Source organism: Arenibacter catalasegens, from assembly GCF_002909235.1.
Taxonomy (GTDB): Bacteria; Bacteroidota; Bacteroidia; order Flavobacteriales; family Flavobacteriaceae; genus Arenibacter; species Arenibacter catalasegens.
In genome coordinates this window covers 1-16,645 of record NZ_PHQQ01000008.1, presented here as the reverse complement: position 1 = coordinate 16,645, position 16,645 = coordinate 1, and the positions used below count along the sequence as shown (strand labels likewise).

The following is a 16,645-nucleotide window of genomic DNA, read 5'->3' as shown; positions in this document are numbered from 1 at the left end:
TTTTCGACCAAATGCACGTTTTTTGGTAAATAGAATTGGAATAGTATGGGAAAACACAATGAATTTGGCAAAAAGGGAGAGCAATTGGCGGTGGATCATTTAACGAGAAATGGTTATAAGGTAGTTCATAGAAATTATAGGTATTTAAAAGCAGAAATTGATATTATTGCAAAAAAAGGAGATATTTTGGCGATTGTTGAGGTAAAATCGAGGAGTTCGGATTATATGCAGTCCATTGCCGAAACGGTTACGGAAAAGAAAATTAAGTTAATGGTAATGGCGGCTGATCATTATATAATTAGTAAAGATCTTGATGTGGAGGCTAGGTTCGATATTGTTACAGTACATAAGAATGGCCCCAATTTCAATATAGAGCATTTGGAAAATGCATTTTATCATTTTTAATTATTTGTTTTATTTGTAACAATTTGTTATTTTTACCAAAAGTTTAAGAAAATGAAGACTATTTCATCGGTCGTGGAAGACTACATTAAAAAGAAGCCATTTTTGCAGAGTGCTTTAGCTCAAGGTATTATAAATTTAACTTCGCTTTCTAGGATAGTAAAACCAGAAATTGAAAGTGAGTTGGGCAAGGATATTCGCAATGGTGCAATTGTAATGGCTTTAAAACGCCTTTCCGATGATCTGGAGTTTCGTGCGACCCATAAGATTATTAAGGTCTTAAAAAATATAGGGGAGATTACAGTAAGGTCTTCATTGACCGATTTTACCTTTTTGGTGTCCGAATCCATTTTGGAGAATCAGACTATTTTGTTAAAAGAAGTAAATAGAAATAAAGATGTTTTCTATACTTCTTCAAGAGGGGTAAACGAACTCAATATTGTTGTCAGTAATATTTTGGATGAGGCAGTGGAAGAGTTGTTCAAGAATGAAAAGTGCACTCAGAAGGCAGATAACCTTTCCTCCATTACCGTAAAATTACCGGCCGAGAACGTTTCCGTACCGGGAATCTATTACTTTATTTTTCAACGCCTGGCTTGGGAAGGGATTGTATTATATGAGGTAATTTCCACAACCAACGAATTTACCATAATTGTAAATGATGAACAGGTAGATGTTGCCTTTAAAACTATAAAGGATCTAAAAACATTATAATACAATAGTGCATTAATGAAACAATTTGTTAATGTTTCAAAATGTTAATTGAGCAATGTTTAAATGTAAAAATGGGATAATTTTTAAAACGCAGTGACTCTTCTTAAGATGTGTTATTGGTGCTCTTTTAAAAATTTTACAACCTCTTCATAATCCTCTGGGTTGCCAACAATGCGTTTTTCCCTGTCCAAAATATAATAGGTTGGTGTTTGATGTATATCATATAAGGTGGTATATGGACTTTCCCATTTCCCAAGGGCAATACCATGAATAAAGGCCGGTAATTTTGCCGACTCCAATTTCCAAGTTACATCGTCATCTTCCAGACCAATAGCCAGTACCTGAACACCTGGAATGTCCTTTACTCTTTTATGGAATTCCGGTAATTGCTGGAGACAATGCGAACAAGTGCTACTCCAAAAAATAATCACATAATTTTTGGCCCCTGTCAGGTCCGAAAGTTTTTTAATGGCACCTTCTTCATTCCAAGTAATTTCCGGGGCCTTTGCCCCAAGACGCAGGCGATTGTGTGTTTCAATATTATCTAGAATGTCAGTGTTATTGGTTTCCGTAGCCAAACTTTTAAGATAATTTCCATAAACAACATCGGCCAAGGATTTATAGTCGTTACTAATGGCCTGTGTCCAAATACCATTATATAACAGCACTCGATTAGTTGCACTTACCTTTTCCAACACCCTTGCCAATGCTCGCAGATTATCTATCATTATCAACTCTTTTCCCTCAAGGGAGAGCTGTTGATGGGGTAGCGCTGTAAATACATAATTTATGACTTTGTCCGTTAAAAAACCTGATCCCAATATAAATGGATCATTAAAGTCTAGGGAATCAAAATAATGTAGCTTTTTCTGTTGTACATAGGTTTCAACTTCTTGGAATTCGACAGGAATATAGGGGCTATTTGCCGAAATAAAATGCCCGCAGATCAAGCCTGCAGATTGGGTTTCATATGATTTTTGGACAACTGCCAGTTTTTTAAAAAGCGCGTTGATCGCACTTTGATCTCTATTTGGTTCGGAATAAAACTGAACAATTTGTTTCTCGAGCTCATGAACCTCTTTAAAGTACTTGGTGTAAAGTAAATTTTCTTTGGAGCTAACAATGGATAAACCTTTTTGGGAATCAAAGGACAACACAATATCTTCTTTCCCATTGTATATCACGTCAAAATAGTATTCCTCTTGTGGCGCGGCATATACCAATCTATACATGCCGGTTGATGCATTCGCTGGAATGTTCAGCGAAAAAGCACCATTTTCAACGGCCGTATCGGCTATATAATTTTGATGGTCAGGATTTAATTTATAGGCGATCAGCCATTTGTAATCTTCCGCTGGGGACAAATTCCCGGAAATGGTATGTTGGGCTTCCAGTACCAAAGCGAAACACAATGCGAAAAAGAATAGGATGTTTTTTAAAGGCATTAGTTATGGGATATTTTATGGAACAGTTATCCCTGTTTTTGGGATAAGTAAATCGAAGGGTTGAATAGATTTATAGGCTTTATCAATGGAATTAATGTGTTCAAATACCAATAATAATCGCAACCCGTTTCGGGTTTGTTTCTCTTTTAATTTCGCCAGGTCGGGATGGGCCTGTACAAATTGTAATACGGACGTAAAGGAACTGCTTTGATAAAAATCGGATTGCTGGTCAGCTATAAAATAGCCGATCATTTTGCCTTTCTTCATTACTATTTTTTCTAGGCCGATACTATTGGCGATCCATTTGATACGGACCGAGTTTAATAAATCCTCAGCTTGGGTGGGGAGGTCCCCAAATCTGTCGACCAATTGGGACTCGAATTTTTGCAAACCTACCTCATCGGAAACTAGGTTCAGTTCTGTATAGAGATTTAAACGTTCGGTGATATTGTTGATGTAATCATCAGGGAAAAGCAATTCAAAATCAGAATCGATCTGAGTTTCTTTTACAAAGATCTTTTGTTTGCCTCCAACTTCTTCGTATAAATCCTTGAATTCGTTTTCTTTTAGTTCGTCTATGGCTTCGGCCAATATTTTTTGATAGGCGTCAAAACCAATTTCGTTTATAAACCCACTTTGCTCTCCTCCCAATAAGTCTCCTGCACCTCTTATTTCCAAATCCTTCATGGCAATATTAAAGCCGCTGCCCAAATCTGTAAATTGCTCCAAGGCCTGAATTCTCTTACGGGCATCATTGGTCATTACATCGTAGGGAGGGGTAATAAAGTAACAGAAAGCCTTTTTGTTGCTTCTACCTACTCGTCCCCGCATTTGATGCAGATCGCTTAGGCCAAAATTATTGGCATTATTAATAAAAATGGTGTTGGCATTGGTGACATCCAGGCCACTTTCCACTATAGTAGTAGATACCAAAACATCAAACTCACCATTCATAAACGCCAACATAAGGGTCTCCAATTTTTTGCCTTCCATTTGCCCGTGTCCAATGCCTATTTTAGCATCTGGCACCAACCGCTGTATCATTCCGGCAACTTCCTTGATGTTTTCAATTCTATTGTGAATAAAGAAAATCTGCCCGCCTCGTTGGATTTCATAGGAAATGGCATCGCGAATGATTTCCTCGCTAAAACGGATTACCTCGCTTTCTATGGGATATCTATTTGGTGGTGCCGTATTGATGACCGAAAGATCCCTAGCTGCCATTAAACTAAATTGAAGGGTTCTTGGGATCGGGGTTGCGGTAAGGGTAAGTACATCTACATTTTCTTTAATGGATTTTAATTTGTCCTTGACCGATACGCCGAACTTTTGTTCCTCATCTACGACCAACAATCCTAAATCCTTAAATTTCACGTTTTTGTTCACCAACTGATGGGTGCCTATAATGATATCTACTTTGCCACTGGCCAGATTTTCCAAGGTTTCCTTTTTCTCCTTGGCAGTCCTAAAACGGTTTACATAATCTACGGTTACTGGCATTTCTTTCAACCGTTCTGTAAAAGTCCTATGGTGTTGAAAGGCCAAAATAGTAGTAGGGACCAAAACGGCAACCTGTTTCCCGTTGTCTACGGCCTTAAAGGCGGCCCTTATGGCCACTTCCGTTTTTCCAAAACCAACATCCCCGCAAACAAGTCGGTCCATGGGTCTTTCACTTTCCATGTCTTTCTTTATGTCTTCGGTAGATTTACTTTGGTCAGGAGTATCCTCATAAATAAAGGAAGCCTCCAACTCGTGCTGTAGATAGCTATCCGGGCCGTATTGAAATCCTTTTTCCAGCCTGCGCTTGGCATAGAGCTGTATAAGGTCGAAAGCAATTTTTTTAACACGGGATTTGGCCTTGTCCTTAATCTTTTTCCAAGCTCCAGAACCCAGTTTATATATTTTTGGGGGAGCCCCGTCCTTCCCATTAAATTTGGAGATTTTGTGCAAGGAATGAATGCTTACGTATAGGATGTCCCTTTCCCCATACATTAGCTTTATAGCTTCCTGTTTCTTTCCTTCAACATCGATTTTTTGTAGTCCGCCAAATTTTCCAATACCATGGTCTATATGGGTCACGTAATCCCCAATTTCCAGTTTGTTCAGGTCCTTTAGGGTAATGGCCTGCTTTTTGGCATAGCCATTTTTTAAATGGAATTTCAGATATCGTTCAAAGATTTGATGGTCCGTATAACAGACTATTTTTAAATCTTGGTCTATAAAACCTTGATAAAGCGGGAGTACAATGGTTTTATAATGGACTTCCTTTCCTACCTCATCAAAAATATCATGGAAACGCTTGGCCTGCTGCTCCGTGGCACAAAACAGGTAATTGGTATAGCCATTTTTATAATTATCGTTAAGGTTTTCGATTAATAAATCGAACTTTTTGTTAAAGGAAGGTTGTGGTTTTGTATTGAACACGATGGTTTCCGGATCACTAGAAGCTTTTGTGCCTCCATCGATCTCTATCAAACCAAAATCAGCCAACTGATGTTTTAATAATTCGGAAGTAGTGAACAGTTCCTGGGGTTTGGCATGCTGTATTTCGTTGGACAATTTAGTAAAGGCCTCTTCGGCCTTTTCAAAAAATGAATCCAATCTGGCATATAGCAAACTTAGGGTCTTGCTAAAAATAAGGGTGTTGGGTGATATGTATTTCAGGAAACTTTCCCGGTTCTCATCCAAAAATTTATTTTCTACATTGGGGATGATGGTAATCTTTTTAACCTTTAGTGTGGACAACTGTGTTTCTACGTCAAAAGTTCTGATACTCTCCACTTCGTCTCCAAAAAATTCAATTCGGTAAGGTTCATCGTGGGAAAAGGAAAATACGTCCATGATGCCGCCGCGAACCGAAAATTCTCCTGGTTCGGTAACAAAATCGACCCTTTTAAATTTATATTCGAACAAAACCTCATTTAAAAAGTCGATCGAAAGGGTATCCTCCAGTTTAATTTTTAGGGTGTTTTTCTCCAGTTCCTTCCTGGTTACCACTTTTTCAAAAAGGGCATCTGCATAGGTAACTATAATGGCAGGTTTTTTTCTGGAATTTATACGGTTTAGTACTTCGGCGCGCAAAAGCACATTGGCATTATCCGTTTCCTCTATCTGGTAGGGCCTTCTATAACTTCCTGGGTAAAAAAGTACGTCGCTATCACCAATCAGCTGCTCCAAGTCGTTCAAATAATAAGCAGCTTCTTCTTTGTCATTTAAAATGAACAGGAATGGCGATTCGGATTTGTGAAATATTTCAGCTATTACAAAGGATAAAGAGGATCCTGTTAGACCCTTAATATTGGTTTTTGTTATGGTCGCATTGGTGCTATCCTGAAAATCGGCAATAAGAGACCTCAGTTTCCCTAGTTGGGGAGACTGTGCGAACAGTTGTAACATCGAAGATTTTGTCAACCGTAAATTTTATTGCAAATATAAACCTTGATAATTCTTTTTACAAAGAATGGTTGGGATTTAAAAAATCAATCTGGTCTAATTAACCAATTCTATAATTTTTGATACCGTTTCACTATTGTTGACTCCGAGCCCTTCTTGCTGATAAGCCAATTCCCCTTCTTGGTCAAAAACGCTTATGATGTTGGAGTGTGAAAAATCCATAGGGGATATTTTTTTGTAGTTGACCGCCAATACTGCTGAAAATTCACGGGTGTCTCCTTCCGAACCTCTTAGAAATACCCATTTTTCCGAATCCATTTGGTTTTCTTTTGCAAATTCTTTTAGTCGCTGTGGTGTATCGGTTTCAGGGTCTATGCTAACAAAAACAAAAGTAACCTTGTCTTTCTTATCGAGGGGGATTTGCTCTTCTATACCGCGCATGTCTGCAACCAATCTAGGGCATGCCGTTTGACAAGAGGTGTAGATCATAACCATGACCAATACATCCCCTTTCAAAACTTTTAGTTGAATTTCCTCATTGTTCTGATTGGTCCATTTGGAGGGGAGATTATAGATGGACAGCTCAGATATTTCGCCCTCTTTCTTGTTGTTTAGGGCCAGTAGCTGCAGGTCCATTTTACAGATGTCGCAATTGCCAGGTTGGTCATAGGTCTTATCACCTTCACAGTGCATGGGACATTCGTATTTTTCTGCGGTTGTTTTGTTTGATTTTTTTGTATTGCATCCTATAAGATTGATTACTAAAAAGCATAACAATCCGGCATTTAGAATTCTTTTCATTGTCTTAATAGGTTAGATTTTTATTATTTGATCCATTTGACTGTGCACACCTAAACCCTAAAGTCCTTATGGCATAATTCGCTTTAAGACTACCTCTAAAAGCGTAGCGCATAAAGGCGGCATAATTCATTAAGTCCGATGCTCCAACCGCTGCACTGCCGCAAAAAAGGTTGCTATCCTTATCTACATCCTTTCTGGATTCACCGGAGATTAAAACGGAATTAAAGTCCATTGTCCACTCCCATACAAGCCCGTGGAGGTCGTAGATTCCCCAATAATTCTTGAAGGTAGAGCCAATGCTATTGTTAAATGTTTTTGGCGCTTCGTACCAGTCCAGAATAAGCTGATTGTAGGATTCCTTTTTGCGGGCATCGGGATCATTACCATCCGCCATTGCCGCATATTCCCACTCATCAACGGAGGGCAATCTTTTTCCTTGACATTCACAATATTTTTTGGCGGCAAACCAAGAAACGTTGGTAACGGCTTCTTGGGCCCCTAATAAATTTCCATAGGATTCATCGCTCTCCCAATTAACCAAATAATTACCGTCTGCAAATAATCGTTTAACCTTGCTTTTTTTCCATTCAGGATATTCCTGTACAAACTTTAAATACTCCTTATTGGTTACCGGGTAAACGTCCATTGTAAAAGGATCTACGGTAACCGCAGTTGAATCAACCCCATATAGGGGAATATAAGTCCCTCCTTTAACGGCGGCCATATTTCCTGATTGGGCAGAAGCAATATTTACGGTAATGATGCCGATCAGTGTTAGGGCTATTTTAAAAGAGGGACTTAATATCATTTTTTTGTTTTGTACCGATTCTATTTATTTCTTACACTTTTAACCATAGCTGGAGTTACGTCCTTTTTGGAATTGCCCCAACTATTGTACACATAGGTAAGTACATTGGCCACCTCTTCGTCGGTTAAGGTCTGCGCGGTCATAACACTATTGTATTTTTGTCCGTTTACGGTTATTTCACCTGTTTTTCCGTGCAGTATAATATCTATGGCACGATTAACATCGGCATTTAGATAGTCAGATTTGGCCAAAGGGGGAAATGCATTGGCAATACCTTGGCCCTCTGCTTGGTGACAAGCAAAACAAGTCTGCATATAGGCGGCCTTTCCGAATTCCATCTTTTCCGCCATAGATTTAGCGGGAATGTCAGCTTCCACAATATCATTAGTTGAAGGCATTTTTTGAATACCACTTCCTTCAGGCAAGTAGATACCATCTTCCAATTCTCCGGAATAAATGGTCTTATTTTTTTCACCCTGGACCTTCAACATTCCCAACGCCCCTTTGTTAAATGCTCTAAAAATGGAATGGTCTACTAGGATAAAAGTTCCGGGAACATCTACCTTAAATTCTACTATGGCCGCCCCTCCAGCAGGGATAAGGGTAGTTTGAACGTTTTCATTGATCAAATCTCCACCTTCTACATGCACCTTGTCGAAGATTTCACCAATAACATGAAAGGAAGATACCAGGTTTGGTCCGCCATTGCCAACAAACAGGCGTACTGTTTCGCCAACGTTCGCAGTTATGGCATTGTCGCCGGTTAAGGCACCCATCTTACCGTTAAAAACAACGTAGTCGGCGCGTTCATCCACGGCTTTTTGCATGTCAAAAGGTTGCAAACCTCTTTCTCCGTTGGCTCCTTTGGTGTAAAAATCGCCCTGCATAATGTAATATTCTTTATCCACCAATGGCAATCCTCCTTCGGGTTCTACCAAAATTAAACCATACATGCCATTGGCAATATGCATCCCTACTGGTGCTGTTGCACAGTGGTAAACATACAGCCCTGGGTTAAGGGTTTTAAAGGAGAATACTTTCTCGTGTCCAGGAGCTACAAAAGAAGACTCCGCACCACCACCGGGACCTGTAACGGCATGCAGGTCAATATTGTGGGGCAATTTATTTTCAGGGTGATTTTTAAGGTGAAATTCAACCTCATCTCCAACCCTTGTCCTAATAAAACTTCCAGGAACCGTACCCCCGAAGGTCCAATATATATATCGTACCCCGTTGGTCATTTCTCCTTCTTGTTCCAAAATTTCCATATCTACCTTAAGTTTTTTGGCCTTTCTTTTGCCAACAGGTGTGGGTACATTTGGCGGGGATGTTAATTCTGCTGTCATTTCGCGATTCGCAGGTATATCCGCGGTGCTTTCATAAACGATCTTTTCTTTTTCAGCACATGAGAGGATAAGGCTGCTTATTCCCGCTACCATAAGTAGGGAGAGGAATATTTTTTTTGTCAATTTTGAATTCATAATGATTTGTTTTGGTTGCATAATGAAAAAATAAAGGATGTTTTGGTCCTTTATTGGGCAAAAATAGTCTTGAAAATCCTATAAAAACATGACAACTGTCATATTGCTGAACTTGGTAGAAATTGGGCCATTTTTGCAAGGAAACCTAGAACTTGGGTTAAGGTCTCCTAATGATTAATTACTGGATGTAAACAATACTGGGTTTATAGTGATCATTATCCATCCCCAGTTATTGGTGTTGCCGTCGGAGTTTCCTTTTATAGTTTCCATGCCTTGGGAGGCAAAAAGATGCGAATATCCGGCACTGATGCCAATTTCTTTTTGAAGCTTATAACCATATACGATATCAAGCTCTGTCCCTAATTGCTTTTCGCTGTCTGGGCCTATTTCTGCTGCCGCCGAGAAGTTGTGGATAGCAAAATTTAGATTAGATTTCTCATTTAAACCTACCTTGGCATTGGCAAATATATCTAATAGGCCTACGTTGTTTGCATGGTTGCCAACATAGAAATAATCCATGAGTCCGTTAAACTTATGATTAGTGCCATAAAGTGGGGTAAAAGCCTTGTTTTTTTGGTTGGAAGTTAATCCGTTGTCATTACCGCTAAGTAGTTCTACCCCAAGTCCCAATGTGGATTTGGTTGTAACCGTATAGTTTCCCTCTAGGGATAGGAGATATGCACTTAAATCATTGTTGGCAATATCCTTTCCAAATTGGTAATAAAGATTTGAGGTCAACTTCAGATTATTAGCCTTATAATTTAAATGGGTTCCAAGGGTTTGGCTATATCTGGTTTCGTTGTTATTGGAATTGATATTATTAATAAACTGCAGACCATTGTTTAAGAAAAGAAGACTTGCCGATAATTTGTTCCATTCCTTATGGGTCCACAAATATTGAATACTCTTATAAGTTCCAGGCGTGGTTAAGGTAGTGCCAGTTAAATTTTCCTCATTTTGGTTAAAGGCGAATCCAAGGTTTATGGCGTATTCCGAATCCTGGTAATTTATTAAGAGCGCATCATGACTTCTCGCTTGCTGGGCCCAACCTACATTTCCGAAAATTCGATGGTCGTCATAAATAATTTCCTGTCGCCCTACCTTCAGGAAGAAATGTGGATCTAGCTGAATTTCCCCCCAGGCCTGATGTATTCCAAATCCATTTTTATCGGCAGTGTTGAGTTGTGGTACATCGCCCCAAGTCCGGACATCCTGTAAGCTTAGGTAAAAAGACAGTTTTTCAATTTCATAAGCGGTATTCAGTCTGGTCCGTTGTGAAACAAAGGCAGCAGGGTCTACATTATCAGGGAACAGTGTCTTATAACCATGTCTATATTCAAACCTTGGGCGCAATTCGGCATCTAGTGTAAACTGTGCCTGTACTTGCATTATAAGGAGGGTAAAAAAAAGTAGTCCTATGTGGTTCTTAAGTTTCATAATAGCTTGGATTGATTATTGGAGCAAAAGTCACGCTGTTATTTTTAGGAGAATATGATATTTGTCATTTAATGTAATGCCATTTGCTCCGGTATAAAAAATGGTGGGGAATAGGTATTGAATTTTGCCAATATAGTATAAGAGTCTATATTTTTTGTGGTAAAATTTATTGACTATTTGTTAATTTAGGCTGGAAATGCTTAATATTACTTAAATGTGAACAATAGGGTATTGAACCAGTTACCGCCTAAGTTTAAATAATGCGGTATTTGAGTTGGAGATGTTAAAGTCGGTTAACTTGAAAATTTCGCATGTTTGTACGTAAGCACATTAAAAATAAAACAGGACAAACCTATTTAACCTCTTAAAACATCTATGATCGTTAGAAATCTTAAAATTGTATTAATAAATGTACTAGTGGTATTCTCGTCATGTACAAATAGTAATGAGAATATCTATTCTGCCGGAAACCTAAATATTGGATTTGACCAGCAAGGGCAACTTACAACCTTGACCGACAGCAAGAATAATATAGAATATTTGTACGGGAACAAAGATTCCAAATCCATTATGGCCATCAAGGTTAAAGGGGAAATTGAATATCCTTCAGCTTTTGAAATTAAGGAAGGGAAGGAAGTTATTTTGTTAAGCTATCCAAAAAATGAGGTCCAGGCCGAGGTTAAAGTCAATAAAAAGGAACGATATCTTACTTTTGAGCTAACTTCGATTACTAAAGAAAATGATATTGAATTGGTGTTGTGGGGACCATTCGAGACCAATATTAAGGAAACCATTGGAGAAACTGTAGGGGTGGTTCGCAACAAGGATTTTTCTATAGGCATTCAGGCATTGAACAAAAGAACGTTGGGGGGATATCCTACCAACGAAGATGATTCTACACCCTCGTACGATATATTTGGAACTACCAGTTTGGTAGATATTTCAGATTCTTTGAATATTCTTTATAGAGGTCATACCGCATTGCCCAAGGATTATGGGAGTTCATTGCAGGCATACACAAGGAATAGGAATAAAGAAAGGGTCATTGCGACCATGGGCCATGAACATTATGTGGCCCCAGCATTTAAGGACGAGGGAATAGTAGGCTCTAAAATAGCCTTATTTGGTTGCGCTCCGGAAGAAGTTTTGAATACGCTTGAAGAATTAGAACTTTCAGAGGGTCTCCCACATCCTACCATAGATGGGGTATGGAGCAAACGGGCCACAACCGCAACCGCGGCATACTTAATTCAGGATTTTGGAACGTCTACCATAGATGATGCCATAGCGTTGACCAAAAAAGCAGGATTGCAATACCTGTATCATTCCGGGCCTTTTGTAAATTGGGGCCATTTCGATTTGCATAAGGATGCGTTTCCTGAGAATTGGGATAGCATGAAAGAATGTGTGGACAAGGCCGAACAGGAAGGGATTAAATTAGGAGCTCATACCTTATCTAACTTTATAACTACAAATGATCCATATGTATCACCTGTTCCAGATGAAAGACTGGCTAAGGTAGGGTCCAGCGTACTGGTAAATGATATTAATGATCAAGAAAAAAATATTGAAATAAAAGACCCGACCTATTTTAACCAAATGGGAAACAATAGTCTGCATGCGGTTGTAATCGGTAATGAAATAATTAGGTATGAAAGTGTTACCGAAACTGCCCCATGGATTTTGATTAATTCGCAACGCGGTGCCTTCGGGACACAAGCTAGTAGTCATAAAAAGGAAGATAAAATATCTAAATTGGCAGACCATGCCTACAAAACCTTTTTAACCAATACGGAACTGAGTGTGGAAATGTCTACACTAATAGCGGATCTATATAACAAGACGGGTTTAAGACAAATATCCTTTGATGGTCTGGAAGGAAATGCTTCAGCGGGAATGGGTAGTTATGGAGAATTATTATTTGTAGATGCCTGGTATAATAATTTATTACCAGAAGTAAAGAACGATTATATTATGGATGCCAGTAAGCCAGGCCATTATTTTTGGCATATGTTTACCCGTATGAATTGGGGTGAACCTTGGTATGCCGGATTCAGGGAGAGCCAGACCTCCTATAGATTATTGAATCAGGATTATTTTCGAAGAAATTTCATTCCTTGCATGCTGGGATGGTTCAGTATGCGCGACAATACCAGTTTGGAGGATATAGAATGGATGTTGGCCAGAAGTGCCGCATTTGATGCTGGTTATGCCTTGGTCACCTCTGTGGATTTAGTGAATAAAAATGGCTTTGGAGATGAAATTTTGGAGAAAATAAAAGAATGGGAAAAAGCAAGATTAGGGGGAGCCTTTTCTGTAGAACAAAAGAAAAGGATGGAAAATATTAAGGATGAATTTTCCTTGGAAAAAGTGTCTGAGAATAGTTGGAATTTAATCCCATATGCAGTACAACGTTTTGAGCACGAGTTGAAAATTAGGCAGCCTGGAGAACCGGTTTGGTCCTTATTCCAGTATAAAAACAATTTTTCCACACAACCGATGCAATTCATTTTAACCACCAAGAACACCAAGGTTTCAGGAATAACCATTGAGATTGATGATTTCAAAAAAATCGACTTGGACATATCCATTGATAAGGGCGAGAATCTTAAATACGATGGCGGCAATGAGGCGGTGCTATATGACAAATCCTGGAACAGAATAAAGGGCATCCAGGTGGATTCAGAGATATTGGCTATTGGTAGTGGAGATCATAAAATAAAGGTCAACTGTACTTTTTCTACCAAAGAGGAAGCAAGCCTGAAATTGGAGATAAAAACTGCTGGAAATCCAGAGAAGGTAGCGTTGAAATAATAGCGTTATTAGGAAATAGGAATTGATTTCTTACAACAAATTGTCTCATCCTAAATAATCGATACAGATTATTGAAGGATTAAATTTAAATATTAAGGCTGAACAATGATAACATTGTTCAGCTTTTTTGATTTGTACTGTTTTCTTTTCAATTTGTTTTGTGCGTGCATTTGTATTGGCGTGAGCATATGGTTGGATAAATGCGGTCTTTGATCATTATAGATTTCTATGGCATTCTTAATCAGTGCTTTTTTCAATTTTATGTTCTTTATATTTTTTGCCACTCCAAATTCTTGTTTCAATATTCCGTTGACCCTTTCGGCGATGGCATTTTCGTATGGGTCGTATTTTTCAGTCATACTTGACCTTATATTGTTGTTTTTCAAGAGTTGTTGATATTCATTGCTGCAATATTGCAATCCCCTGTCGGAATGGTGTATCAATAGTCGGTTTTTATGAACCCTGTTTGTAAATGCCATTTCCAAGGCTTTCAGCGAACCTTCTAGACCTAAGGAGCTAGATACGTTATAGCCCACTATTTTCTTTGAATACGCATCTGTGATCAAGGCCAGGTAGGATGGGTTGGTTCTATTTCCTATATAAGTTATATCACTGACCCAGATGGCTTCCGGCCTTTCTATTTCAACATTTGTGACAAGGTTCTTGTGTTTTCTAAAACGGTGATGGGAGTCTGTTGTAATGTGATAGCTCCGCTTTGGTTTTATCAACATATGGTTGGCCCGTAATATCCTAAAGAGTTTATCCCTGCCTATATTTAGAATCGAGAGTTCCTCCTTGAGTAGGTAGTATAACTTTCTTGTACCTAATTTAGGCATGAGCCCGCGTATATTACGCACCAGTACTATAACCTTTTGGGCAATAGATTGCTTGTGGGCCCTTGATTTGATCGATCTGTAGTAAACCTGTCTGTTCGCCCCGAGTAAATCACAGGTAGAAACTAACGTTTCTTTGTATTTTTCTTTGTAGTGGTCGATAACCCGGGTGTGTAATTTTTTCTGATTTGGATGTCATACTCTTTTTCTGCCATATCAACGAGCATATCGAAGATGATAGCCTTCTTGTCCGCTCGCTCGGCAAGGTGTTCTGCCCGAGCTTTCTGTTTCTCGAGCAATCTTACCTTTGCTTCTAACTCAAGTATTTTTTGTTCAGGTGTTTTGGCCATAGCATAATAAGGTCGATGTTCCCAATCAAAGTTACCATATTTCTTCAGCCATTTGGTCACCGTTGAGTCTCCTTGAATACCATATTTGGCCTTTGCTTGAGCTTTGGTAAGAAGTCCTTGCTCAATTTCTTCAACTAATTGAAGCTTAAAAGAAATGGAGTAATCTTTTTGGGTACGCCTGGTATACCCCACATTTTCTGATGTTTTCATTACACTAAGTTTTTAGTGTATCACTATTTCAGGACGGGACAAATATATAATCTAAAAAATCATGAAAAATATAATATATATATTAGGCATTCTTTTGGTTATTGCCATCAACATATCGTGTGAGGATTTTATTGACAATCCACCCGAAGACCAAATTTCAGTGAATGAGTTCTTTAAGACCTCCAACGACATAGAAAATTATGTAAAAAAGTATTATGCTTCATTCCCAAGCCATGGTAGTGCAAATTTACCTCTCTCTGAGGACAATTCTGACAACTTAATACAACGTATCCCAAATCAAGTACTAAATGGTACTAGGGCACCTAGTAACGGACAGTGGATTAATGCATGGGATGATATTAGGAGTATTAATATTCTATTTGATAATTTAGATAATGTCAGTGATGAGTTTAGTTCCTACCAACAATTTTTAGGGGAAGCACATTTTTTTAGGGCATGGTTATATTTTAATCTTTTAACAACATACGGGGATTTACCCATATACGATACCCAACTATTTCCTGATGATGAGAAATTGTTGGACCCAAGAAATCCTAGAACGGAGGTTGTAGACTTTATTCTCTCCGATTTGGATAAGGCCAATGAAAACCTGGGGCTTCGATCCAGTACTGGAAATTCCAGGCTTAATAAAGAAACGGCTCTTGCCTTTAAATTACGCGTAGCACTTTTTGAGGGTACTTGGCAGAAGTATCATGAAGGAGATGTATTTGGAACTCCTGGAGCGAATGCGAATAGCTATTTTCAAAAAGCGGTATTCGCCGGAGAGGAGTTGATAAATGGGAACTACACAAAAGGTATTTTCAATACGGGTAATCCTGATATGGACTATTATAATTTGTTTGGAATGGATAATATGTCCAATATTGATGAAGTCCTATTTTATAGAATTGCAAGTGCCGCTGAACAAATGGGTCACGAACTACAGTTTTATACAACAAGAAGGACAAGAGATATGAGCCTAACATGGTCGTTGGTATCTTCTTATTTGGGGAAGGATGGAAATGCCTATGATTATTTAGGGTTGGCTGCAACTACGAAAGGTAATGACTTCCTTACCACAATAGCTGATGATGTGGATCCTAGATTAAGCGCTACAATTTGGATACCAGGTGACCTTAGGGTAGCCAGCGCAAATCAATTATTTAACAAACCATTTGTAGATGGTGGGGTAGAGGAATCGGCGGTAACGGGCTTTCAATTGAAAAAGTTTTCAAATCCTAATTCACCGGCAGCAGGTGCCGATTTTGGCGGACGAAGTGAAACTGGCTATATATTATTTAGGTATGGTGAGGTTTTATTGAATTATGCTGAGGCAAAGTATGAATTGGATGGTACTTTAGCTTCTGCTCAACTTAACTTATTAAGGGAGCGAGTTGGCATGCCAATATTCTCTGTTACACCACAGGCTAATTACGGTGCAAATCTTTTAGACTATGGTTACGCCATAGACGATGCCTTGTATGCCATTCGGAATGAAAGACGGGTGGAACTTGCATTGGAAGGCCAACGAATTGATGACTATAAACGTTGGGCAGCACATGCTTTGTTTAAAGGAAAAAGGTCTCTGGGATATCCTTTTTTGCAATCGGAGTTTCCCAATTATAATACCCCAGTAGATAGTAATGGTTTAATTGATTTTTTCCAAAATGAATTGCCTAACGGTTATGGGTTCAGGGAGAATCAAGATTATCTGTCCTCCATTCCTCAAGATGAGTTGATATTAAATCCGAACCTTACCCAAAACCCTGGATGGTGAAAGGAATAATTTGCTGAAATGTTACCTTGAAAATGCCCACTAATCGGCATTTCAAGGGATCAAGACCAATTGTTGTGTTTATGCAAAGATTGTAGTTAGTCTATAAAGGAAGAATTCTACATTTTTCACACCCCTGAACTGTGCCCTAAAAGCTTTTATTTTTGCATTGAACGATTCTGC

Annotated in this window: 12 protein-coding genes; 4 read left to right on the top strand and 8 right to left on the bottom strand. The window is 38.7% G+C overall.

Annotated features, from left to right (window positions below; translation table 11 throughout):
- Positions 1 to 45 precede the first annotated feature (45 nt).
- Positions 46 to 405, top strand: coding sequence for a YraN family protein (locus tag CWD90_RS08360; RefSeq protein ID WP_103475495.1), 360 nt, complete (start codon positions 46 to 48; stop codon positions 403 to 405).
- 51 nt (positions 406 to 456) lie between these two features.
- Complete coding sequence (locus CWD90_RS08355; protein WP_103475494.1) at positions 457 to 1,116, top strand: aspartate kinase; 660 nt, start codon at positions 457 to 459, stop codon at positions 1,114 to 1,116.
- 113 nt (positions 1,117 to 1,229) lie between these two features.
- On the opposite strand, the gene CWD90_RS08350 is transcribed toward CWD90_RS08355, so the two are convergent.
- From CWD90_RS08350 to CWD90_RS08325, 6 genes are all read right to left on the bottom strand, one after another.
- Entirely contained in the window at positions 1,230 to 2,561 is a 1,332-nt protein-coding gene (locus CWD90_RS08350; protein WP_103475493.1) for a TlpA disulfide reductase family protein, read from the bottom strand.
- A gap of 15 nt (positions 2,562 to 2,576) precedes the next feature.
- On the bottom strand, positions 2,577 to 5,957 hold the full coding sequence (gene mfd / locus CWD90_RS08345) for a transcription-repair coupling factor (RefSeq protein WP_394335821.1): 3,381 nt from the start codon (positions 5,955 to 5,957) through the stop codon (positions 2,577 to 2,579).
- Between the two features lie 93 nt (positions 5,958 to 6,050).
- Entirely contained in the window at positions 6,051 to 6,755 is a 705-nt protein-coding gene (locus CWD90_RS08340; RefSeq protein WP_239986490.1) for an SCO family protein, read from the bottom strand.
- A gap of 4 nt (positions 6,756 to 6,759) precedes the next feature.
- Complete coding sequence (locus CWD90_RS08335) at positions 6,760 to 7,563, bottom strand: formylglycine-generating enzyme family protein (RefSeq protein ID WP_103475491.1); 804 nt, start codon at positions 7,561 to 7,563, stop codon at positions 6,760 to 6,762.
- A gap of 20 nt (positions 7,564 to 7,583) precedes the next feature.
- Complete coding sequence (gene nirK, locus CWD90_RS08330) at positions 7,584 to 9,044, bottom strand: copper-containing nitrite reductase (protein ID WP_192878002.1); 1,461 nt, start codon at positions 9,042 to 9,044, stop codon at positions 7,584 to 7,586.
- A gap of 174 nt (positions 9,045 to 9,218) precedes the next feature.
- A complete protein-coding gene (locus tag CWD90_RS08325; RefSeq protein WP_103475489.1) occupies positions 9,219 to 10,481 on the bottom strand; it encodes an alginate export family protein in 1,263 nt (420 codons plus the stop codon).
- 375 nt (positions 10,482 to 10,856) lie between these two features.
- Here CWD90_RS08325 and CWD90_RS08320 point away from each other — a divergent pair, with 375 nt between their 5' ends.
- Positions 10,857 to 13,295, top strand: coding sequence for a hypothetical protein (locus CWD90_RS08320; protein ID WP_103475488.1), 2,439 nt, complete (start codon positions 10,857 to 10,859; stop codon positions 13,293 to 13,295).
- A gap of 92 nt (positions 13,296 to 13,387) precedes the next feature.
- Here CWD90_RS08320 and CWD90_RS08315 read toward each other — a convergent pair whose 3' ends face one another.
- Positions 13,388 to 14,290, bottom strand: coding sequence for an IS3 family transposase (locus tag CWD90_RS08315; RefSeq protein WP_205161225.1), 903 nt, complete (start codon positions 14,288 to 14,290; stop codon positions 13,388 to 13,390).
- On the bottom strand, positions 14,254 to 14,688 hold the full coding sequence (locus tag CWD90_RS23255) for a transposase (RefSeq protein ID WP_205161218.1): 435 nt from the start codon (positions 14,686 to 14,688) through the stop codon (positions 14,254 to 14,256). Before CWD90_RS23255 ends, CWD90_RS08315 begins: the two co-directional genes overlap by 37 nt.
- 61 nt (positions 14,689 to 14,749) lie before the next feature.
- Between CWD90_RS23255 and CWD90_RS08310 the strand changes: the two genes are divergently transcribed.
- Positions 14,750 to 16,465 (top strand): RagB/SusD family nutrient uptake outer membrane protein, encoded by a 1,716-nt coding sequence (locus tag CWD90_RS08310; RefSeq protein ID WP_103475487.1) that lies wholly within the window; start codon positions 14,750 to 14,752, stop codon positions 16,463 to 16,465.
- Positions 16,466 to 16,645 lie beyond the last annotated feature (180 nt).